The organism is Arthrobacter sp. PL16 (assembly GCF_035985055.1).
GTDB classification, from domain to species: domain Bacteria; phylum Actinomycetota; class Actinomycetes; order Actinomycetales; family Micrococcaceae; genus Arthrobacter_D; species Arthrobacter_D cheniae.
This window is the reverse complement of record NZ_JAXCIC010000003.1, coordinates 362,968-378,428: the sequence shown is the minus strand read 5'-3', so window position 1 is coordinate 378,428 and position 15,461 is coordinate 362,968. Positions and strand designations below refer to the sequence as shown.

The 15,461-nt window shown below is 65.1% G+C and carries 17 protein-coding genes; 6 read left to right on the top strand and 11 right to left on the bottom strand.

Going from position 1 to position 15,461, the window contains the following annotated elements:
* Positions 1-158: 158 nt before the first annotated feature.
* Positions 159-1,445 carry an ammonium transporter gene (locus RCH21_RS08975; RefSeq protein ID WP_120149819.1) on the top strand — a complete coding sequence of 429 codons (1,287 nt, stop codon included), beginning with the start codon at positions 159-161 and terminating at the stop codon, positions 1,443-1,445.
* Positions 1,446-1,658: 213 nt separating this feature from the next.
* On the opposite strand, the gene RCH21_RS08970 is transcribed toward RCH21_RS08975, so the two are convergent.
* The 7 genes from RCH21_RS08970 to RCH21_RS08940 form a co-directional block, all read right to left on the bottom strand.
* The gene (locus RCH21_RS08970) at positions 1,659-2,033 is read right to left on the bottom strand and encodes a GNAT family N-acetyltransferase (protein WP_326964058.1); all 375 of its coding nucleotides are present in this window, start codon (positions 2,031-2,033) and stop codon (positions 1,659-1,661) included.
* A 129-nt stretch (positions 2,034-2,162) separates the two neighbouring features.
* Positions 2,163-3,764, bottom strand: coding sequence for a 5-oxoprolinase/urea amidolyase family protein (locus tag RCH21_RS08965; protein WP_326964057.1), 1,602 nt, complete (start codon positions 3,762-3,764; stop codon positions 2,163-2,165).
* 28 nt (positions 3,765-3,792) lie between these two features.
* Entirely contained in the window at positions 3,793-4,548 is a 756-nt protein-coding gene (locus RCH21_RS08960) for a LamB/YcsF family protein (RefSeq protein WP_442784687.1), read from the bottom strand.
* 101 nt (positions 4,549-4,649) lie between these two features.
* Positions 4,650-4,895 (bottom strand): CDGSH iron-sulfur domain-containing protein, encoded by a 246-nt coding sequence (locus RCH21_RS08955; RefSeq protein ID WP_326964056.1) that lies wholly within the window; start codon positions 4,893-4,895, stop codon positions 4,650-4,652.
* A gap of 8 nt (positions 4,896-4,903) precedes the next feature.
* Positions 4,904-5,938, bottom strand: coding sequence for an iron-containing redox enzyme family protein (locus RCH21_RS08950; protein ID WP_326964055.1), 1,035 nt, complete (start codon positions 5,936-5,938; stop codon positions 4,904-4,906).
* Positions 5,939-6,166: 228 nt separating this feature from the next.
* Positions 6,167-6,622 (bottom strand): DUF4383 domain-containing protein, encoded by a 456-nt coding sequence (locus tag RCH21_RS08945; protein WP_326964054.1) that lies wholly within the window; start codon positions 6,620-6,622, stop codon positions 6,167-6,169.
* 33 nt (positions 6,623-6,655) lie between these two features.
* Positions 6,656-7,537, bottom strand: a complete 882-nt coding sequence (locus RCH21_RS08940; protein ID WP_120149825.1) for a manganese catalase family protein — start codon at positions 7,535-7,537, stop codon at positions 6,656-6,658.
* Positions 7,538-7,821: 284 nt separating this feature from the next.
* On the opposite strand from RCH21_RS08940, the gene RCH21_RS08935 reads away from it, so the two are divergent.
* Genes RCH21_RS08935 through RCH21_RS08925 form a run of 3 tightly spaced genes read left to right on the top strand, consistent with a single transcriptional unit; the run spans position 7,822 to position 9,874 of the window.
* Positions 7,822-8,709 carry a hypothetical protein gene (locus RCH21_RS08935; protein WP_326964053.1) on the top strand — a complete coding sequence of 296 codons (888 nt, stop codon included), beginning with the start codon at positions 7,822-7,824 and terminating at the stop codon, positions 8,707-8,709.
* Positions 8,709-9,161, top strand: coding sequence for a phage holin family protein (locus RCH21_RS08930; protein ID WP_120149827.1), 453 nt, complete (start codon positions 8,709-8,711; stop codon positions 9,159-9,161). Before RCH21_RS08935 ends, RCH21_RS08930 begins: the two co-directional genes overlap by 1 nt.
* Positions 9,158-9,874: a DUF3618 domain-containing protein gene (locus RCH21_RS08925; RefSeq protein ID WP_120149828.1), complete on the top strand. Its 717-nt coding sequence runs from the start codon at positions 9,158-9,160 to the stop codon at positions 9,872-9,874. Before RCH21_RS08930 ends, RCH21_RS08925 begins: the two co-directional genes overlap by 4 nt.
* 155 nt (positions 9,875-10,029) lie before the next feature.
* Here the strand turns inward: RCH21_RS08925 and RCH21_RS08920 are convergent, their stop codons facing one another.
* Positions 10,030-10,620 carry a cysteine hydrolase family protein gene (locus RCH21_RS08920; RefSeq protein WP_326964052.1) on the bottom strand — a complete coding sequence of 197 codons (591 nt, stop codon included), beginning with the start codon at positions 10,618-10,620 and terminating at the stop codon, positions 10,030-10,032.
* A gap of 486 nt (positions 10,621-11,106) precedes the next feature.
* On the opposite strand from RCH21_RS08920, the gene RCH21_RS08915 reads away from it, so the two are divergent.
* Positions 11,107-12,030 (top strand): PRC and DUF2382 domain-containing protein, encoded by a 924-nt coding sequence (locus RCH21_RS08915; protein WP_326964051.1) that lies wholly within the window; start codon positions 11,107-11,109, stop codon positions 12,028-12,030.
* A gap of 228 nt (positions 12,031-12,258) precedes the next feature.
* Complete coding sequence (locus RCH21_RS08910; protein WP_182977029.1) at positions 12,259-12,681, top strand: MarR family winged helix-turn-helix transcriptional regulator; 423 nt, start codon at positions 12,259-12,261, stop codon at positions 12,679-12,681.
* Here the strand turns inward: RCH21_RS08910 and dnaB are convergent.
* The 3 genes from dnaB to rpsR form a co-directional block, all read right to left on the bottom strand.
* Positions 12,678-14,054: a replicative DNA helicase gene (gene dnaB, locus RCH21_RS08905; protein WP_120149833.1), complete on the bottom strand. Its 1,377-nt coding sequence runs from the start codon at positions 14,052-14,054 to the stop codon at positions 12,678-12,680. The genes RCH21_RS08910 and dnaB overlap by 4 nt on opposite strands.
* 685 nt (positions 14,055-14,739) lie before the next feature.
* Positions 14,740-15,189, bottom strand: a complete 450-nt coding sequence (gene rplI / locus RCH21_RS08900) for a 50S ribosomal protein L9 (RefSeq protein ID WP_120149834.1) — start codon at positions 15,187-15,189, stop codon at positions 14,740-14,742.
* Positions 15,190-15,204: 15 nt separating this feature from the next.
* The gene (gene rpsR, locus RCH21_RS08895; RefSeq protein ID WP_005273147.1) at positions 15,205-15,444 is read right to left on the bottom strand and encodes a 30S ribosomal protein S18; all 240 of its coding nucleotides are present in this window, start codon (positions 15,442-15,444) and stop codon (positions 15,205-15,207) included.
* Between the last annotated feature and the right edge of the window lie 17 nt (positions 15,445-15,461).

Here is a 15,461-nt window from a genome sequence, read left to right as displayed (position 1 = left end):
CGTAACACAAAGTTAACGACACCCGCCGGATGCGGAAACGTGCCGCTGTCTACCATTGCTCAGCGCTGCGTGCCCTCCCGGTTCCTTACACATCCCCGTTCGAGTCCGGGCCCAGCCCCCTCCGGCACGCGGAAGCGCCATCACGGAAATGGACTCCCATGGATTCTGGAAACGTCGCTTGGATTCTTGCCAGCGCCGCGCTCGTCTGTCTGATGATCCCGGCTCTGGCCCTGTTCTACGGAGGAATGGTCGGCTCGCGCCGCATCCTCAACATGATGATGATGTGCTTCGGCGGCGCCAGCCTCGTCGCGGTGCTGTGGGCCCTGTTCGGATACTCGATGGCCTTCGGCAACTCGGTGGGCGGTCTCGGGCTGGTGGGTAACGTCGCCGAGTACGCGGGCCTGGGACAGTTGCTCGCCGAGGACCCTACCGCCTCTATCCCTCCCATCCTGTTCGCCGCCTTCCAGCTGTTCTTCGCCTGCGTCACGACGGCGCTGGTGGCAGGCGCCGCCGCCGGGCGCATGAAGTTCGGTGCCTGGATGATCTTCGCCGGTGTCTGGGCCACCCTGGTGTACTTCCCGATCGCCCACTGGGTCTTCGCGTTCAGCTCTGAAGATGGGAGCGTGGTGGGTGGCTGGATTGCCAATAACCTCGGTGCGATCGACTACGCCGGCGGGCTCGCCGTCCACATGAACGCAGGCATCGCAGCGCTTGCTCTGTCCCTCGTCCTCGGCCGCAGCCACGGTTGGCCGAAGGTCGATCATGCCAAGCCGCACAGCAGGCCCCTCGTCCTCGTCGGTGCCGGGCTCCTGTGGGTCGGCTGGTTCGGCTTCAACGCAGGGTCCGCCCTCTCCGCAGGACAGTCCGCGTCGGTGGTCTTCCTCAACACTGCCATCGCAGCTTCGGCGGGCCTGCTCGCTTGGGCCCTGGTGGAGCGGGTCCGCAACGGGGCCGCGACGAGCATGGGTGCTGCCTCCGGCCTGATCTCCGCTCTCGTCGCGATCACTCCTGCGTGTGGAGCCGTCAGTCCGATGGGCGCCCTCGCTATCGGCGCGATCGCCGGAGCCGTCTGCTCCCTCGCTATCGAGCTCAAGTTCAGGTTGGGATTCGACGACTCGCTCGACGTCGTCGGCGTCCACCTGATCGGCGGCATCCTGGGCACGCTGCTCATCGGCTTCTTCGCCACCGAGGACGCCCCCAACGGCGTCTCGGGCCTGTTCTACGGCGGGGGCTTCGAGCTGCTGGGCATCCAGGCACTGGCAACCATCGCGGTGCTGGTTTACTCCTTCGTGGTCACCTGGGTGATTGCTCAGGCCATCCAGCGCACCGTCGGCCTCAGGATCGAGCAGGAGGACGAGCTGCGCGGCATAGACATCGCCACCCACTCCGAGTTCGCGTACCTGACGGACGAAGATCCTGTGGACCTCGGCGCGCCGCGCAAGTAGGAAGCGCGCACGTAGGACCGCGAAGATACAAGGGAACGGGCGTCACCAATCGTGGTGGCGCCCGTTCCCTTGTACGTGCTCACCTGTTGGTGGTCGGGAGGTACCCGTGGATGGGACAGGGCGCGTTGTCGGCGTGTGCCGGGAGCGCACTATCGGCGGGTGGGGCGGAGAAAAACCGTCCGCCTACGCGCTGCAGGGCCGTCGAGGGGCCGGTCAGAGCCGCAGGGCATCGAGTTCGGCGAGGGCGCCGTCGGGGCCGACCGTCGCGATGCCGTGCACACGCGCCCATGAGGTCAGCTCCTCGGTGATGGCCGTGGAAACGCCTGACCACCTCGCGTAGGGCAGCACGTAGATGTAGTCGAGGTCTGCCCGTCCGGGATCCAGCAGTCGGAGGCCTCCGCACCCCACCGGCTGTCCCGTCGCCAACTCATAGGCGATAAGGAAGACGGCTATGCCGGATCCATCATCGTCCGTCATGGTGAGGGCGGCCGGTGCCCGGCCCCGGTCGGTCTCGGCGCGCAGCGCTTCCCGCAGCCCCATGGCTACGGGATTGGTCCAGGGGACCTGTCTGACTCTCAATGTCTGCACGGCAGCCTCCTGTGGACAGGGTGTGCTTCCCTACGCTACGGAGCTGCGGTTTCGGCAGCATTTCCGTGCGCGAAAATCCGTGTACACGAGTTCCCACCGTGGCGTCGGCCTCGACTACTACCCGACTACTCAGGCGCCGGCGACCGGCCGCCGGGAGATAATCTGGAACCGCACTGATGACCCCGGGGCGAGCTGCGCCGCCCGGTCGAGATCCGCCGAGACGACGACCGCGATGACCGGGTACCCGCCCGTCACCGGGTGGTCGGCGAGGAACAGCAGGGGAAGGCCCGATGGCGGAACCTGCAGGGCTCCCCGCACGGTGCCTTCGCTCGGGAGCTCTCCCTTCCTCGTCCGCACCAGCGCCGGCCCCTCGAGCCGCAGACCGATCCTGTTCGACTGTGGTGTCACCCACCATGGTGTGGCGCATAGGCGGTCGAGTGCCTCGTCGTCGAACCAGTCGTCCCGTGGCCCCGGAACCACGCGGAGCACTTCCGGGGCCAGCACCGGTCGCGGCACCTCGGGATAACCGACCGTCGAGCCCGGCACCGGATCCCCGACGGCGAGCTGCAAACCCCTGGCGAGTGCGGGTGGCCCGAGCCCGGACATCGAATCGGTGGAGCGGCTCCCCAGCACTTCCTCGACCACGATGCCTCCCCGGACCGACGTATAGGTTCGGAGGCCTGATGCCGGCGGCGACTGCAACAGCACTTCTCCATTCCGCAGCAGGAAGGGTGAACACAGGGCGGGCTCGCGCTCACGCCCGTCGGGCATGACGATGGTCAGGCCGACGTCGGCACCGGTCACGGCCAGCACCTGGTCCTCCCTGGCCTCGACTGCCAATCCCCCATTGAGGCTCTCGATGGCCGCCGAATCCGGTCCATTGCCTACCAGCCTGTTCGCCTGTCGCAGCGCGGCCCGGTCCAGTCCGCCCGCCCCGGCGACCCCGAGGGCCATCAGACCGGTCCTGCCGAGGTCCTGGGTCGTGCTGTAGAGGCCGGGGTCGACGACGGTGAGACCCGCTGCGCCGGGACCGGCCGACACACCGGATCCATCGGTGACGACGGCTTCGCCCGGAAGCGCTGCCGGGCCCTCGGTTCCTGGCGACGGATGAAGCTCGACGAGCTCGCGTACGGCCGTGAACTGCACGCGATTGCCGGGCTTGATGAGGGCGGGCTCCTTCCGGTGCGTGTCCCACAGGACGGCATTCGTCCTGCCGATCAGCTGCCAGCCTCCAGGTGAATCTCTCGGATACACCGCAGAGAACGTCCCGGCGAGCGCTACCGATCCGGCAGGCACGACGGTCCGTGGTGAATCGCGTCGAGATACCTGAAGCCGCGGATCACCCCCGGTGAGGTAGGCGAAGCCGGGCGCGAAGCCTCCGAAGGCAGCAACCCAGGGGGTCGAGGTATGGGCCGCGACGACGGCCGCCTCGCTCAGGCCGGTCCGGGCAGCGACATCGGTGAGATCGGCGCCGTCGTACTGAACCCCGATGGTGACCAGGGTGTCGTCCCGGTCGGCCGGGACGGACGGGTCGATCAGCCGGAGCCGTGCCGCGAGGGCGCCGACCTGGTGTGCTCCCTCCAGCAGGACGAGGAGGGTGCACGCGGCGGCGACCACGTCCACCTGGCCCTCGACGGGGTGCGCGAGCAGGTGCGCCTGGACACTGAGCACCTCGGGCAGGCCGGGCAACTCGATGAGCAGCCCGCGATCGCCTGCAGGCCGAAGGGTCATGCCTGCGTGGTCTGTGCGGCCAAAGCCGTCAGGCGAAGGCATCGATGTCCACGCCCGCGGCGGTCAGGGCCTTGCGCACTGCTGCGGCCATTGCAACTGCACCGGGAGTGTCACCATGCACGCAGATGCTCTCGGCGTTGATTCCGATGCGTGACCCGTCGATCGCGAGGACCTCACCGTCGGTCGCTATTCGCAGGACATGATCGACGACGTCGGACTCGCTGTGCAGTACAGACCCCGCTTCGCGCCGGGAGACGAGGGCGCCGTCGGGCCGGTACGCGCGATCCGCGAAGGCCTCGACGACCGTGCGCAACCCGGCCGAACGCGCCTCGGCTTCGATCACGGTGTTCGGCAGCACCAGCAGCGGAAGTGCGTCATCGATTTCACGGACAGCCTGAACCACCGCACGGGCCTGGAGTTCGTGGACGGCGATGGTGTTGTAGAGGGCGCCGTGGGGCTTGACGTACCTGACCGTTGTCCCGGCCGCGCGGGCGAGCGCCTGCAGGGCCCCGATCTGGTAGACGACGTCATTGGTCAGTTCTGCAGGCTCGACGTCGATGAACCGCCGCCCGAACCCGGCGAGGTCCCGGTATCCGGGGTGCGCGCCGACGCTGACACCGGCGGCTGCGGCCGCTGCACAGGTGGCACGGATGCCGGTAGCATCGCCGGCGTGGAAGCCGCAGGCCACGTTCGCACTCGACACGGACTCGATGATGCACGCGTCATCACCGAACGTCCAGTTGCCGAAGGATTCCCCGACGTCGCTGTTCAGGTCGATTGCCACTGGCAGCCTTCGTCTCGGGTTCCAGTCATGGTCAAGTCAAGCATGCCCTCGTGCAGCGCCAGGAGAAGGCTCCCACCCGGACCCTCGTGGAAACACGGGCTTCAGGGCTCGGACCGGAAACCGGTCAGCTTGTGCGAGCCGTCGCAGTAGGGCTTCAGCACGGACGCTCCGCACCGGCAGAGTGCTACGGTCCGGCGGGTCCGGGGCAGTTCCTTGCCGTCTGCGCCGACCAGTTCGAAATCGCCGCGGATGAGCAGTGGCCCATCGGGACAGGCGACGATGGACACCGGGGCGTTGCCGGAATTCAGTGACCGCTCGGGCACGGGAACCGGTGCCTTCGGCGTCATGTCCGCAGTCACGACGCCATCGCAGCCGAGGGGCGCAAGGACGAGCGTCCGCTCTCCCAGGCCTCCATGATGTGGATCGTCATCCGGGTGTCGATGGCGAGTCCGGCGGCAGCGCCGAACAGCACGTCCTGCAGGAGGCCCGGATCCGACTCGACCAGGCCGCCCGCCATGTCCCGGCCGGCGATCTGCTCATGCACGGCATCCGCTTCGACGTGCTCGTCGAAGTACTCCGTCGCGCCCTCCCCGTACCCGTGGCGCTTGAATCCGCGCGAGTACAGGCGATTGGGCTGGGAAGAGGTCATCTCATAGGCAGCGAGATGCCCGACCGCCGCTCCCCGCAGCCTCCGGTTGAGCCCGAAGAGTGACATCACATTGTTCGTGGCCAGCGTGATCGCCGGCGCGGCGTCCAGATAGGCGCCGTACGCGTCATCCATACCGAGCTCTCGCATGGTGCGGGCAAAAAGGGCGGAGTGCATGCGGGCCGGAAGACCGTTGCCGTACTCGTCCGCCTGGATCTCCACCAACGCCGCCTTCGCACGGCCGGACAACCTCGGGATGGCGAACGTGTGCGGGTCCGCCTCCTTGAGCTGGAAGATGGACTTGTGCACGGCGAACTCGTGCAACTGGTCATCCGTGGCGGACTTCGCCACGAAGCGGGACATGCTGGGCCCCGAATCCGCGCCCGTCATGCGGAAGAGCTCCGCACACACGGCCTCACTCGTGGTGCCGGGCAGGTCTCCGAGGATCACCTCGTCGCGGACCCTGCGCTCGAATGCCTTCTCGATCTGCTGTCGCACGCGCAGTAGATCCGGATTCCATTCCCAGTCGTCGCCGGCTTCATCGATGCCGCTGTAGTGCAGCTCGTACAGACAGAAGAGCGCGAGCTGCAGGTCGTCGTCATACAAAATGTCCGGTACAGCGGCCACGGCTTCCTCGACGAGCGTGGCCAACCGGGCGAGGGCGTCCTGTCCGGCGACGACCGTTCCGGTGATGGTGTTCAGGACAAGGGCGCTGATCTCTCCGCGCGGGGAGGGCTGCTTCATTAAAGGCCTCTTCTGTCGACGTGCGTACGCGCTGGGTGCGGCAGTAATGCTAAGCGTACTTTGCTTCTCTCGGTGGGAAGTGCTCCTCGCTCGTGCACCCGGCACCTCGGGGCCAGGTTGCACCACGGCCCGGCTGGACACGACGACGCCGGACCGTCCGGCTCCCGGGGGAACCTGCCGATCCGGCGTCGTTTCCAGTGTTCTTCGCTGGGCCGGGAACGCTTTGTACTAGGCCCGGCGCGCGGTGTCCCGCTTGCGGCTCAGGGCCAGCGCTAGAGCGATCATGGCCACAGCAAGGAAGAGGTGAAGCCAGTTGTCCGCACTGTTCACAGGCACGAAGTTGGCCGCGGAGTCCTGGCCGATGACGAGCCCGTAGATCCACAGGATGGCATAGATGATGCCGCCACCGAGGAGGTAGTTGCGGGCCCCCGATACCGTCTTCGCCATCGCGAGACCCGCGACACCGAAGAGGAGGTGCACGATGTTGTGGAGGATCGAGACCTGGAAGATGCCGAGCAGCATCGCCTGCGACTCGTGGCCGGCGAACATCATCGTGTTGTAGTTGGAGGTGATCCCCGGGATGAATCCGAGGATTCCGACCAGCAGGAAGACGGCGCCCATTGCCTGCGCAGCCCGCTGCAGGGTGGTCCGGCCGTTATCCGTGCGGTTATTCGTACTTGTCATGACGATCTCCTTCTCTTCGGATAGTGCGAACAGTTATTCGCGGTTGAGTTTGTCCTGGACGGTGCCGGCCATCTTCTCCACGGTGTTCGGGATCTCGGTGGTGCCGTAGAAGCGCGCATCGGGGTGGGTGGGCGGAGGCATGGGGGCCGACGTCGTCGGACCCTCGTGGTAGGTGAACTCACCCTTGCCGTCCGGCGTCGGACCCGAGGCCCAGCTGCCCTCGGACGCCGTCTTGCCATCCGAGAAGTTCAGGTATTGGTAGGACACCTCACGGGCTTCCTTCTTGATCGGGAAGTTGCTGGGCACCGGAAGCTCCTCCATCTTGGATTCCTGCAGCTCCCTGGCAGCGGCGATCCACTGGTTCTGGTGCATGGTGTCGCGCGCCAGGAGGAAGGAGAGCATATCCCTCACGCCATGATCGTCCGTCATGTGGTACAGGCGAGCTACCTGGAGCCGCCCCTGCATCTCCGCGTTGGCATTTGCGGTGAAGTCCGCGAGCAGGTTTCCGCTCGCCGTGATGTAGCTTCCCTGCCAGGGGTTGCCATTGCTGTCCGCGGCACGTGCCCCCGCTCCAGCCACGATGGCCTGCTGCATATCGGTTCCCCCGATGACCGCTGCGACCGCTGGATCGGCCTGGATGGAGTCCTCCGTTATACCCAGGGGTGCCTTCTCGAGGAGCTGCGCGATCATCGTCGCAAGCATCTCGACGTGGCCCATCTCCTCCGCACCGATGCCGAAAAGCAGGTCACGGTACTTGCCGGGGATGTGGGCGTTCCAGGCTTGGAAGCTGTACTGCAGCGCCACGGTGATCTCGCCGTACTGGCCGCCGAGCACCTCCTGGAGCTTACGAGCGTAGACGGCGTCGGGCTTGTCCGGGTTGGCCTTGTACTGGAGTTCCTGTTTGTGGAAAAACACGGGGTGGTTTCCTCCCAACGTCAGGTCCCCTAGGGGTTGGTCCGCCCCTTCTGGAAGCGGCCGCGGAGGGGTCCTCTTGATTCCACGCTAGCCATGCAACTAGGATTTTCGGTAGATAGTAAGCGTACTTATTTAGAAGTTGCGGTTTCTCGACAAAGAGCTTGCATGGTTGATGGTAAGCATGCTTAGCTTCAGTGACACGTCCAGCACGAGATGCCGGACCATCGCATCGAGAACACGATGGAGCGTCCGCTTTAACGGCAATATCAACGTAAGGAATCACCATGACTACGCAGAATTGGCCGCAGGATCCCCTGGTTCCCTCCACGACCGGCAACGAGGCATCCACCTCTGACCTCGGAGCCCACCAGCTCGGCACCTCGGATCTCACCCGCGGCACTACCGGCTCGGGCACTACCGGCTCGAACGACTCGAAGACCTCCGTCGCGAAGGACCAGGCCAAGCAGGTAGGCCAGGACGGCAAGGAAGCAGCGAAGAACGTGGCCGGCACCGCCGCGTCCGAGGCGAAGAACGTGGCCGGCACAGCCGCATCCGAGGCGAAGAACGTCGCCGCCGAGGCGGGTTCGCAGGCCAAGAATCTCCTGGGCACGGTCACCTCCGAGGTCAAGAACCAGGCAGGCACGCAGCAGCAGAAGATCACCGAAGGTATTCGCGGCATCTCCGACGAACTCAAGTCGATGGCCGAGAAGTCGGACAATCACATGGTGTCCAACATCGTTCAGCAGGCATCGCAGCGCACCGGCTCCGCGGCCAGCTGGCTCGAAGGCCGCGACGCCGCCGACATCCTTGAGGACGTCAAGGCTTTCGCCCGGCGCAAGCCCGGCGCGTTCCTCGCAATCGCAGCCGGTTCCGGGCTCGTCGTCGGACGTCTGACCCGTGGAATGACGGGCAACCGCGACTCGAACACGACGTCGAGCGGCCAGAACGCCGCGTCTACCGGCACCAGCACTGCAGGCACGTATGGCGGCTACACCGAGGTCGGCTCCGACAGCTACAGCGGAGTTCCCGCCACGGGCGGTTTCGGTGAGACCCGCGGTCAGCACGTGGCCGGCTCGAATCCGGCCTTCGTCGACCCCACGGATGACTACCCGACCATCCCGCCGGGCACCCCTCCCGTAGGGACCCTTCCGAATGACGGGAGCCTGCGCTGATGAGTGAGGCATACACCAGCGGCGCGCATCAGGCCGCAGCCCCCCTGCCGACCGAGGCCGAGCAGCGCTCCGCCGACGCCACGGTCGGCGAACTGCTCGGGGAGGTGACGAAGAACCTCTCGAAGCTGATGCGGCAGGAAGTCGCGTTGGCGAAAGCCGAAGCCACGGAGTCCGCGAAGGTAGCCGGAAAGGGTGCCGGCATGTTCGCCGGAGCTGCGATCGGTGGTCACTTCGTCCTCCTGTTCCTCTCCCTCGCCCTCATGTGGGGACTCGACGCACTCATGCCGATCGGCTGGGCCGCCGTCATCGTCGCCGTCATCTGGGGCATCATCGCCGCAGTGCTGGCAGCCAAGGGCAAGAAGGAAATGCAGCAGGTCAAGGGCCTCCCCCAAACCGCGGAGACCGTCAAAGAGATCCCACCGACACTGAAACCAGGTGAGCAGACACGATGAGCCAGACGCCAGAAGAAATCCGCGCAGATATCGAACGTACCCGCATGGAGTTGGGCACCGACGTCGACGCAGTGGCAGACAAGGTCAACCCTGCCAACATCGCGCACCGACAGACCGAGAAGGTCAAGAACAGCTTCAGTAACGTCAGGGAGACCGTCATGGGCAAGGCCGAGGACGTCAAGGATTCCGTACTCGGCAAGGCCGAGGATGTGAAGGACACGGTTGCGGACAAGGCTGGGCATGCCAAGGGCAAGGCCGGAAGCGGCCTGGGCAATGCCCACTCAGCCACCGGAACCGCGAAGGACAAGCTGCACAGCGCCGGCCAGGCCGCCCAGGGCGCGCCTCATCAGCTCAGCAGCAAGGCCGCGGGCAACCCTCTCGCTGCCGGCCTGATCGCCTTCGGCGCCGGCCTTCTCGTCGCCAGCATCATCCCGGCGACTCAGAAGGAGCAACAGGCCGCTTCGCAGCTCAAGGAGCAGGTCGCTCCCTTGAAGGAAAAGGTCACCGAGGCAGCCAAGCAGGTCGTCGCGGAGGTCAAGGAGCCTGCCCAGGAGGCCGTGCAGTCCGTCAAGGAGTCGGCCACCGATTCTGTCCAGACGGTGAAGGGCGAGGGGCAGCACGCCGCTGGTCAGGTCAAGGACCAGGGCCAGCAGGCTGCAAGTGATGTCAAGGGCAGCGCCCAGGGCGCGAAGTCCAGCGTCCAGCAGAGCTGATATACGTTCCAAAGCTCACGAGGGAGGCCGTCGGATTCGTCCGGCGACCTCCCTCGGCTTTTTGTCCTGAATCCCACCGAACATTCCACCGAGAATCCCACCGAGGCGTCCGTAGACGCTGACGCTGTCTCCGGTGCGCCTGCATCAAGGCACCCTCAGCTGAGCATCGCCCCTGCCTCCGCCAGACCGACAATGGCTTGCCGATACTCAACGGAGAGAATCTCGAGCATTGCCTCGGCGTACTGCTCATTGGTGCTGCCGATGGCGTCCCGCACGTAGGTCACCCGGAAGTTACCTGCGAACGCGTCCGCACCGGTATGCGCCACACAGTTGTGCGTCGAGACACCGGCGAGTACGAGATGTTCGACCCCAAGGCTTCGCAGCCGCTCTGCCAGGTCGGTACCGAAGAAGGCGCTGTCCCGGGTCTTCGTCACCGTCTCCAGCCCGTCCACGCGAAGCCCCGGCACGGGGTCGGCCTGCTGGGATCCGCGGAAGATGAAGCCCTGGTCGTCGTCGAGCATCGACAGCGTCCACGAGGAACGATTCCTCAGGTGCTCCGTGCGTGCCACGAGAACCGGGGCACCGCTCCGGACCGCCGCGTCGATGAGTGAGTTGCAGGCCGTCACCAGGGCGGACCGGGACCGTGCAAGCAACTCGTCCTCGAAGAAAGCGTTCTGCATGTCGATGACCAGCAGGGCCGTCCTGTTACGGGTGGTGGCTGCCGAGGACGCGTCAGATGGCGGCATGCTATTCACAGCGGCGACGGAGCGGGTGCTGGACGAGCGCCTGCCGCCTTTCAACCCGCCCCACTGTCGCGGAAGCCGGCGCGAAGTACGTTGATCCATCGGCCAGAGCCTGACGGATGATCCGCACCAAGGCCCCACCGGGTCCGTCGCGCTCGAACTCGACCTCCTCGACGGAAGGAAGACGTACTGCTGACACCATGGCCTTTCCGCAGTTCCACGTTCCGCCGCATCCGACCCAAGGAGTGGGTCGATCCGGTGGTTGGACCTTTCGGCCATTCTACGAAACAGGATGAGCGGCGGGAAGCGCCGCCTATACGTGGTGAGGGGCCTGGACACTACTGGAGCCGAGGGGAAGCTAAGCAGGCTTTTCATCGAGTACTAAGTGTGCTTACTCTAGAGGTCGGTGGTTCGTCAGGGACTTCGGTCCCTGCGGAACCTCAACCGAGAATTCCAAACCCCCGTGAGATCACTCAGAAGGAGAAGGAAATGATTACCCAGAACCACATCGATACCCTGCTCGGCAACGGCGGCAACGTGGTTGGATCCGACGGAGAGAAGATCGGCTCGATCGGCCAGGTCTACCTCGATGATCAGACGGGCGAGCCCAGCTGGGTCACGGCGAAGACTGGCCTGTTCGGTACATCGGAATCTTTCGTTCCGCTTCAGGGCGCCGACGTCGAAGGACACGACGTCCGCGTGCCCTACAGCAAGCACCAGGTGAAGGACGCACCCCGCGTCGAGTCCGACGGCAACCTGAGCCCGGAGGAAGAGGATCGCCTCTACCGCCACTACGAGATCGGCGGCGGCACCAGCGGCTACTCCGACACGACGACGACCAGCGGTACCAGCGGCTACTCCGACACGACGACGACCAGCGGCACCGTCGGCCAGGGTGATCGCGATGTCGACATCGACACGACGTCGGGCCGTCACTCCGGCCGCACCGACACGGACGCGAGCACCCGCTCGAACACGACCGACACGCGTGGCGCGGTCGGTCACGACACCTCCGGTCCCACCACCGATGAGGCAATGACACGCTCGGAAGAGCAGCTCCGCGTCGGCACGGAACGCCGCGAAGTCGGCAGCGCCCGCCTGCGCAAGTACGTCGTCACCGAGAACGTCACCCAGACCGTCCCCGTGAGCCGCGAGGAGGTCCGCGTAGAGCGCGAGCCCATCACGGACGCCAACCGCGACAATGCCTACGACGGTCCCGCCATCAGCGAGGAGGAGCACGAGGTGACCCTCCACGCGGAGCGACCGGTCGTCGACAAGGAAGCCGTTCCGGTCGAGCGCGTGCGTCTCGACAAGGAGACCGTGACGAGCAACGAAACGGTCAGCGGCGAAGTCCGCAAGGAAGAGATTGAAGTCGAAGGCGCGGATGACACTCGCCGGGGCAACAACCTCTAGCAGATACATGTGACACAGGAGGGCCCGGGGCCGTGCCCCGGGCCCTCCTGTCGTCGCTCCGCGCTGCCGGCATCACCGCAATTACGCTGCGTCCAGATCCGACCAGCCATAGTGCCTGCTGTGCAGAAGGATAATAAGCCTGCTGTCTATTTCGGGTGAAGTTGTCTAGAGTAAGTAGCAGGAACAAGCGAATTCACTGCGTAGGACCGAGGGGAAGGACACGCCATCGTGCCGGAGTTGAACGATTGGTCGACCAGCCGCCTGCTTACGACCGCAGCCCGTATCGTCGAGCACTCATGGAACGAGAAGCTCCTCGGAATCGGCATCACCCATGCTGGTCTCACCACGCTCGGCGTCCTGGAACGCGAGGGGACCCTCACGGGTGTGCGCCTCGCCCAGCTCGTCCACGTACAGGCCCAGACCGTGGGACGCACCCTGGACCGCCTTGAGAAGCGGGGGCTCGTGACCAGGCTTCGCAACACGGCCGACCGCCGCAGCCAGCGCATCACCATCACCTCAGCCGGACTCAAGGCCCTGGAGCGTGCCAAGAACATAGAGCACGAGTTGATGGCGGAGGACGGTCTCGCCTCGCAGGATCTGCGCGACCGCCTGAAGACTGTCATCAACGAGCTAGGGCCCAAGAAGGACTAGTAGCCCCCGCCGTCCGCAGCCATGTTGTTGAAGCGCGAGTAATGTCCCTGGAAGCCCACGACGATCGTTTTCGTGGGGCCGTTGCGGTGCTTGGCGACGATGACGTCAGCCTCACCGGCTCGCGCTGACTCCTTGTCGTAGACATCGTCGCGATGCAGGAGGATCACCATATCGGCATCCTGCTCGATGGAGCCGGACTCACGGAGGTCCGACACCTGGGGTCGCTTGTCCGTTCGCTGCTCGGACCCACGGTTGAGCTGGGACAGCGCGACGACGGGGACGTTCAATTCCTTCGCCAGCAACTTGAGCGCTCGCGAGAACTCCGAAACCTCCTGCTGGCGGGATTCGACGCGCTTGCCCGAGGACATGAGCTGGAGGTAGTCGAGCACCACAAGCTTTAGGTCATGACGCTGCTTCAGCCGCCTGCACTTGGCGCGGATCTCCATCAACGACATGTTCGGGCTGTCATCGATGAAAAGGGGGGCATCGTTCATACGGCCCATGGTCGTCGCGATCTTCCCCCACTGCTCGTCCTTGATGGTGCCCTTCCGGAGATCCTGCAAGCCGATCGTCGCCTCGGCGGACAGCAGGCGCATCGCAATCTCGTTCCGGCCCATCTCGAGCGAGAAGAAGACAGTGGTCATGTTGTGCTTGATGGCCGCTGATCTCGCCCAGTCCAGCGCGAAGGTCGACTTACCCATGGCAGGGCGGGCCGCCACGACGATCATCTGGCCGCCATGGAGGCCCTGCGTCAGCTCATCCAGTTCGTAGAAGCCCGTTGGCACTCCGGTCATGCCTTCGCCCTTGTGCCCGGCAGACTCGATCTCGTCGACCGTGCCCTCGATGATGTCCTTCAGGGCCACGTAGTCCTCGGCCGTCCGGCGTTCGGCCACCGCGTAGACCTCCGCCTGGGCAGCGTTCACGAGGTCGTCGACCTCGCCGTCGTTGGAGTACCCGAGCTGCACGATCTTCGTGCCGGCATCGACGAGCCGTCGCAGCACAGCCCGCTCGCGGACGATCTCCGCGTAGAAGCCGGCATTGGCGGCCGTCGGGACGGACTGGATCAGGGTGTGGAGATACGCGGGGCCGCCGATGCGCGAGATCTCGCCACGTTTCGTGAGCTCATCGGATACCGTGACGGCGTCGGCGGGCTCACCGCGCCCGTAGAGGTCGATGATGGCCTCGTAGATGCTCTCGTGAGCGGGCCGGTAGAAGTCGATTCCGCGGAGAACCTCCACGCAGTCGGCGATGGCGTCCTTCGAGAGCATCATGCCGCCCAGCACGGACTGCTCCGCGACGAGGTCCTGAGGGGGTGTACGGGCGAATTCCGGAGAACGAGTGTCCGTTGTTGAGTCTGCATGTGCCAGGGACACTGAGGGGCCTTTCTCCTACTGTCGAAGCGGCTGCCGTAGGAACGGCTACCGGATACCCGGGCCGGGTCCGACAGGACAGGCCTATCACCCGACACCCTCACTATTGGGAATCTTCCGCAACGGTAGCCCCCTCTCCAGGAGCCGCAAAGCGCCCAACCAACAGGGGGTGTGGGTAAGTGTGAATAAGCTGTGGATTACGCGGCATATCTTGTGCACAGGATGGGGAGAACCCTGTGGATAGAAAAATACTTCCGGGGCTGAGAGGCCTGTGACCTGCGGAAACGTTGTCCCTAGCCTGTGTACGAAAGAAATATTTCCTGCTGCTCCATCCACAGGTGCGCTGTTGACAACATCGGCCGAACCACTTCGGGAGTGTCTTCCGTGGCCTATATCACCACGGGCCACAGCCGGCACATCGGTGTCCCGAGGGGCACTCGGACCGCACGTGGGAGTATGCCTCGACGCGTACGTTCGAGCATGCCCGAGTCCGGTTCCATCACCGGGACGGGATACATGCTGGGTGGGAGCGCGCCCGCCCGGCGATGGTACCGACGGGTCTCTGAAGCGTCCCGAGATGGTGAAGCGATAGTGGAGGATCTACGGGTTAAATGCAGGAAGCCCCCGCCTGGGCGAGAGCTTCCTGACCGACCTGGTCCTACTGCAACGTCATCTGCTGGCGAGGCTGCTAGCTCGCAACAACGTCCAGATCGATAACTGCTGCGACATCCTCATGGAGACGAACGTTGGCCTGGTACGAACCGACCGACTTGATGTGAGCCGGAAGTTCGACCTTGCGCTTGTCGATCTTGCCGAGGCCGGCGGCCTCGACGGCCTTGGCGACGTCGTCGGCCTTGACCGTGCCGAACAGGCGGCCGGAGCCACCCGCCTTGACGGTGAGGGTGACGGGCTTGGCCGACAGTGCGGCGGCCTGGCGCTGAGCGTCCTCGAGTGATGCGTGCTCGCGGGCGGAGCGGGCAGCCTTGATCGAATCGACCTGCTTCTCGCCACCCTTGCTCCACGTCAGGGCGAACCCGCGGGGCAGAAGGAAGTTACGTGCGTAACCGTTCTTCACCTCGACGACATCGCCTGCTGCACCGAGTCCGGTGACTTCCTGGGTCAGAATGAGCTTCGACATAGTGTGTCCCCTTCCCTAGCCGCGACCGGCGCCGGAGTACGGCAGGAGGGCGACTTCGCGGGCGTTCTTGATGGCCTGAGCGATCTTGCGCTGCTCCTGCACGGTCACGCCGGTAACGCGACGGGCACGGATCTTTCCGCGATCGGAAATGAACTTACGCAGCAGTGCTACGTCCTTGTAGTCGATGACGGTGACGTCAGCGGCCTTCAAGGGATTGGACTTTGGTTTGGGCTTACGAAGTTCAGCCTTAGCCATCGTGGTGCTCCTTTTTT

Excerpts from the sequence above, each read along its gene's own strand:
- RCH21_RS08975 (WP_120149819.1), top strand. The coding sequence starts at position 159 with ATGGATTCTGGAAACGTCGCTTGGATTCTTGCCAGCGCCGCGCTCGTC.
- RCH21_RS08965 (WP_326964057.1), bottom strand. The coding sequence starts at position 3,764 with ATGACCCTTCGGCCTGCAGGCGATCGCGGGCTGCTCATCGAGTTGCCC.
- RCH21_RS08955 (WP_326964056.1), bottom strand. The coding sequence starts at position 4,895 with ATGACGCCGAAGGCACCGGTTCCCGTGCCCGAGCGGTCACTGAATTCC.
- RCH21_RS08950 (WP_326964055.1), bottom strand. The coding sequence starts at position 5,938 with ATGAAGCAGCCCTCCCCGCGCGGAGAGATCAGCGCCCTTGTCCTGAAC.
- RCH21_RS08945 (WP_326964054.1), bottom strand. The coding sequence starts at position 6,622 with ATGACAAGTACGAATAACCGCACGGATAACGGCCGGACCACCCTGCAG.
- RCH21_RS08935 (WP_326964053.1), top strand. The coding sequence starts at position 7,822 with ATGACTACGCAGAATTGGCCGCAGGATCCCCTGGTTCCCTCCACGACC.
- RCH21_RS08930 (WP_120149827.1), top strand. The coding sequence starts at position 8,709 with ATGAGTGAGGCATACACCAGCGGCGCGCATCAGGCCGCAGCCCCCCTG.
- RCH21_RS08925 (WP_120149828.1), top strand. The coding sequence starts at position 9,158 with ATGAGCCAGACGCCAGAAGAAATCCGCGCAGATATCGAACGTACCCGC.
- RCH21_RS08920 (WP_326964052.1), bottom strand. The coding sequence starts at position 10,620 with ATGCCGCCATCTGACGCGTCCTCGGCAGCCACCACCCGTAACAGGACG.
- RCH21_RS08915 (WP_326964051.1), top strand. The coding sequence starts at position 11,107 with ATGATTACCCAGAACCACATCGATACCCTGCTCGGCAACGGCGGCAAC.
- rplI (WP_120149834.1), bottom strand. The coding sequence starts at position 15,189 with ATGTCGAAGCTCATTCTGACCCAGGAAGTCACCGGACTCGGTGCAGCA.
- rpsR (WP_005273147.1), bottom strand. The coding sequence starts at position 15,444 with ATGGCTAAGGCTGAACTTCGTAAGCCCAAACCAAAGTCCAATCCCTTG.